Raw genomic sequence first — 4,016 nt, forward strand, 5'->3', positions numbered from 1 at the left:
GCCCACGCCCACAGGCCAGCGGCCAACCATGCGGCCACCCAAGCCAGCGGCTCGGAGATCGGGCGGCCCAGCACGCCCAACAGGAAGGCGCAGAACACGAACAGCGGCGGCGCCGCGACGCCCAGCAGGGCCAGTCGGCGCGCCCGGAGTTCGAAGACCGAGCGGGGCGCCGCGCGGGCCGCGCGCAGCCACAGCAGCGCGGCGACCAGTGGCATCGCGAAGGCGGCCAGCAGCGGCAGCGCCGCGAGAGGCCATTGCGGGCCGACGGCATGGAAGGCCCGCAGCCAGAACGGGTAGCTCATCGCCGCGAGGGCCGGCGCGAGTGCGAGGGCCTGCCGGGCCGCGGAGAGCGGTGCCCTGGCGCCCATGTCGGCGGTGGAGGATCGAAGCTGCGTGTCCATGACCCAGACTCTCCCGGAGAATGGCCCGATCCAACAGAGCCAAATCCGCGCGAATTGACTGGGCCATGAGCGCACCGCCATCACTCTCCCCGCTGGATGCGCTATGCCTCGAAACCGCGTCGGCCCAACCGTTGCAGGACCAGGTCTACCAGCGCATCCGTGAGGCCATCGCCGACGGGCGGCTGGCGCCGGGCGAGCGCCTGCCGTCCACGCGCAGCCTGGCCGCCCAGTTGAATGTGGCCCGCGGCACCGTTGACGCAGCCTATGGGCGGCTGGCCGGCGAGGGTTGCATCCTTGGGCGCGGTGCTGCCGGCACCGTGGTGGCGCCTGACCTGAAGCCGGGCAGCCTGGTGGCGGGCGCGACGCCCGCGATCGCGCAGGTAGCGGCCTTCATGCTGCCCGACGACTACCTCTGGCCCTTTCGCGGCGGCCTGCCGGCGCTGGACCTGTTCCCACGCACGCTCTGGGCCAGCCTGACGGCCGGCGCGGCACGGCGTCTGGACGCGCAGCGCTTCTGCTACCCCGACCCGCGCGGCCTGCCGGAACTGCGCGCCGCCATCGCGGCCTACCTGCTGGTGTCGCGCGGCATTGCGTGCGACCCCACTCAGGTCTTCGTCACGGCCGGCTACCAGGCCGCGCAGCAACTGGTCGTCGGCCTGGTGGCGCCGCCTGGCACGGAAGTCTGGTTCGAAGATCCCGGCTACCGCTTCGCCCGGCGCGCGCTGGAAGCGGCGCAACTGCAGTTGACCTTCATCCCGGTCGATGCGGCCGGCCTGGACGTGGCCTATGCCCGGCAATACCACCCGGCCGCCCGGCTCGCCGTCGTCACGCCTGGCCACCAGAGYCCGCTGGGCGTGGCGCTGTCACTCCAACGCCGCCAGGCGCTGCTCGACTGGGCCCAGGCCGCCGACGCCTGGGTGCTGGAAGATGACTACGACAGCGAATTCCACTACGTCGGCCGCAAACCGGCAGCACTGAAAAGCGTCGACCGGCGCGACCGGGTGTTCTATGCCGGCAGCTTCAGCAAGACGCTGTTCCCCGGGCTGAGGCTGGGCTATCTCGTCGCACCCGCGGCCTGGGTCGAGGCCACGGCCGCCGCCTGCGAACTGTCCCACCGCGGCCATGCCCAACAGGAACAGGCCGCCCTGGCCGCCTTCATGGCCGGTGGCCACTACGCCCGGCACCTGCGCCGCATGCGGCTTCGCTATGCCGAACGCAGCGTGGCGCTGACCCGCGCTCTCCAAGCTGAGTTCGGCAACGGCATCGCGCTGGCGGCTCCCGAGGGCGGCCTCACGCTGCTGGCCCGCTTCCCCGGACACGAGCCGGACACCGGCCTGGTCCTGCGCGCCCGCGCTCAGGGCCTGGCGCCGTCGGCGCTGTCCGCCCATGCCGTGCAGCACGAGGCCGGCCAGGGCCTGTTGATCGGCTTCACCAATGTCAGGACCGAACAGGCGAGCGAGGTGGCAAGCCGATTGCGGCAGGCGCTGCGGTCCGGGCCATCTTCTGGCCCATGATTCAACCCATGGGCCAGACACGGATCATCCAAATCCACCCCGACGCGCCGCCCAAGCCCGCGTTCGGCCAGGCTTGCAACGGCTGCGGCGTCTGCTGCCTGGCCGAGCCCTGCCCGCTCGGCGTCGTGCTGAGCCGGCGCCTCAAAGGTGCATGCGTCGCACTGCGCTGGGACGGCGCACGCTATGTGTGCGGCGCACTAGCGGCGCAACCGAGCGGCTTCATCGGGAAGTTGGGCGGCTGGCTGGTGAAGCGCTGGATCGCCGCGGGTGCCGGTTGCGATTGCTCACTAGAACCCGAGGGAAAACCGTAGCCGGCACCCCCGGGGTCGCGGCTAGTATTTTTGGCTTCTGCCGTCCTGCCATTCTCAAGGAAAGCCGCATGAAATCTCTGCTCCGACTCCTGCCCCTGCTGGCCGCACTGACGCTGGGAGTGGCCACTGCCGCCCCACTGCGCTGGGCCGCACAAAACGACATCCTGACGCTGGACCCGCACTCGCAGGACCACAACACCTCCAACGCCATCGGCACGCACATCTACGAGGGGCTGACGCGGTTGAGCAAGGAGTACCGCCCCGAGCCGTCGCTGGCGACCAAGTGGACCTACCTCTCCCAGACCCAGGTGCGCTTCGACCTGCGCAAGGGCGTCAAGTTCCATGACGGCTCGCCCTTCACGGCCGACGACGTCGTCTTCAGCTTCGGCCGCATCACCCAGCCCCAGGGCACCAAGCAGACCTATGTCTCGGGCATCAAGGAGGTCAAGAAGATCGACGACCACACCGTCGACTTCATCCTTGAGGCGCCGACGCCGATGCTGCTGCAGAACATCATCAGCTTCCCCATCATGAGCAAGGTCTGGTCAACCAAGAACAACACGACCAACACGCAGGACTACAAGGCCAAGGAAGAGAACTTCGCGAGCCGCAATGCCAATGGCACCGGGCCCTACAAGCTGGTGAGCTGGCAGCCCGACCAGGCCGTCAAGATGGTGGCCAACAAGGACTGGTGGGACAAGAACCCGGGCAATGTCACCGAGCTGAGCTATCTGCCGATCAAGTCTCCGCCGACGCGTGTGGCGGCCCTGCTGTCGGGTGACGTCGACATCGTCACCGACCTGCCGCCGCAAGACTTCTTCAAGCTCAAGGAAGAAGGCAAGGTCAGGCTGCTGGAAGGCTCGGAGATCCGCACCGTCTTCTTCGTCATGGATGAGGGCAGCGAGGAGTTGCGCGAGTCCAATGTGAAGGGCAAGAACCCCTTCAAGGACAGAAAAGTGCGCGAGGCCATGAACCTGGCCCTGGACCGCGAGGCCATCAAGCGCAGCATCATGCGCGGCCTGTCGGTGCCGGCAGCGCTGATGATCGCGCCGGGTGTGAATGGCTATGACGCGGCCTTGGACACGCCGCTGAAGCCCGACCTCGACAAGGCCCGCAAGCTGCTCGCCGAGGCCGGCTACCCGCAGGGCTTCGAGGTGCCGCTGCACTGCCCCAACAACCGTTACGTCAACGACGAGCAGGTCTGCCAGGCGGCGGTGTCGATGTGGGCCAAGATCGGYGTCAAGGTGCGCCTCATCGCCCAGCCCTTCTCCACCCACAGCCAGACCTTCCAGCGCGGCGAGTCGCCGTTCTACATGCTGGGCTGGGGCGTCTCCACGTATGACGCCCTCTACGGCATGCAGGCCTGGGGCCACACGCGCACCAACGGCGCGGACGGCAACTTCAACTTCGGCAAGGTCAGCGACGCGACGCTCGATGGCCTGATCCAGAAGATCAAGTTCGAGCCCGACGTGCCCAAGCGCAACGCCCTCATCAAGGAAGCCCTGCTGCGCATCCGCGACGAATACCTCTTCGTGCCCATCCACCACCAGATCCGGCCCTGGGCGATGAAGCCGAGCGTCGAGACCATCCACCGCTCGAACGACTATTTCGAGGCTCGCTACACCACCATCAAGTGAGGGCGCGACATGGCGTTCTCACGGCCCTGGCCTGCGGGCTGTTTGCCGCCCTGTCCGCCAGCGCGGCCCCGCTGCGCTGGGCCGCGCAGAACGACATCCTGACGCTGGATCCGCATTCGCAGAACCACAMCACCTCGCTGACCATTGCCGCCC

The 4,016-nt window shown here is 68.3% G+C and carries 4 protein-coding genes; 3 read left to right on the forward strand and 1 reads right to left on the reverse strand.

Annotated elements, in window-relative coordinates; all coding sequences use genetic code 11:
- Nucleotides 1–401: hypothetical protein (locus tag AC1DU6_RS22455; protein WP_477859716.1), on the reverse strand; the 401-nt coding region annotated here is incomplete at its 3' end.
- A gap of 65 nt (nt 402–466) precedes the next feature.
- Here AC1DU6_RS22455 and pdxR point away from each other — a divergent pair.
- From pdxR to AC1DU6_RS22470, 3 genes are all read left to right on the forward strand, one after another.
- Nucleotides 467–1,915: a MocR-like pyridoxine biosynthesis transcription factor PdxR gene (gene pdxR / locus AC1DU6_RS22460; RefSeq protein ID WP_457323431.1), complete on the forward strand. Its 1,449-nt coding sequence runs from the start codon at nt 467–469 to the stop codon at nt 1,913–1,915.
- Nucleotides 1,912–2,226 (forward strand): hypothetical protein, encoded by a 315-nt coding sequence (locus AC1DU6_RS22465; RefSeq protein ID WP_056198218.1) that lies wholly within the window; start codon nt 1,912–1,914, stop codon nt 2,224–2,226. The genes pdxR and AC1DU6_RS22465 overlap by 4 nt, the downstream gene beginning before the upstream one ends.
- A gap of 68 nt (nt 2,227–2,294) precedes the next feature.
- Complete coding sequence (locus tag AC1DU6_RS22470) at nt 2,295–3,863, forward strand: ABC transporter substrate-binding protein (RefSeq protein WP_477859717.1); 1,569 nt, start codon at nt 2,295–2,297, stop codon at nt 3,861–3,863.
- Nucleotides 3,864–4,016 lie beyond the last annotated feature (153 nt).

The sequence above is a fragment of the Roseateles sp. P5_B10 genome (assembly GCF_056400485.1).

Excerpts from the sequence above, each read along its gene's own strand:
- AC1DU6_RS22465 (WP_056198218.1), top strand. The coding sequence starts at position 1,912 with ATGATTCAACCCATGGGCCAGACACGGATCATCCAAATCCACCCCGAC.